Source organism: Synechococcus sp. R70.1, assembly GCF_047461675.1.
Classification (GTDB): domain Bacteria; phylum Cyanobacteriota; class Cyanobacteriia; order Thermostichales; family Thermostichaceae; genus Thermostichus.
Genome location: NZ_JANSHR010000081.1, coordinates 1 through 697 on the forward strand (window position 1 = coordinate 1; position 697 = coordinate 697).

Below are 697 nucleotides of genomic sequence, written 5' to 3' on the forward strand. Positions count from 1 at the left end.
GGAATGGGATCACCGGCCCTAGCAGGCCTATCAGGATTGGGATCATTGGGATCATCGGCCCTACGACGATACCTTTGCGCAAAGGTGTCCACGTCGCAGCCTCTCTGCGGGTCAGGAGTTACAGGCGGACGGTCGTAGCTGGCCTTGGGGCCAAAGCGGTTGTCGGCCCGATAGACATCGTCTACATAGGGAGGGCAGACCTGGTCGGCACCAGCCTGAAAACCACCGGCCTTGATCCGCCCAGGGCTGCGAGGGTTCTTGGCGTTGAGAGGAGAAGCCGCCCATCCCAATGCATCTTGCTGGTAATTCCCTCGGGGGCGAATGCGGCCAAAAAGGTGCAGCTGCAGCGGATCCAGGGCCACACTTTCCGGCTCTACCCCGTTTTGCACCGAGTCAAAGTTCAGGCTGTTTAGCTTAGGAGGCGGCTCGTTGGGCGGCACATCCGCCACGCCAGGGTGGGCATCGAAACTGAGAGAGTCGCTCACCTGCTGGCCGGCGTAGCCAATGGCTCCTGCCACCAGCTCCCCGAAGGCCGTAATCTCCGAGTTATCTGCAGGCATGTAGAAGCAGGATTCCTGCGAGCTGATCAGGAAAGCCCGGAACAAGTTGTTGGGGGCATAGCGGAAAAAGAGGCTGCCGCCGGCGTAGATGGCGCCGTTCCAGTTGTAGCCGGGGGTGAAGAAGAACTCTACATCGC

1 protein-coding gene is annotated in these 697 nt (G+C 60.4%); it reads right to left on the reverse strand.

Annotation, left to right across the window (positions count from 1 at the left end; genetic code table 11):
• Positions 1-697 (reverse strand): hypothetical protein (locus tag NW807_RS09430; RefSeq protein ID WP_414425938.1); only part of this gene is annotated, 697 nt, incomplete at both ends.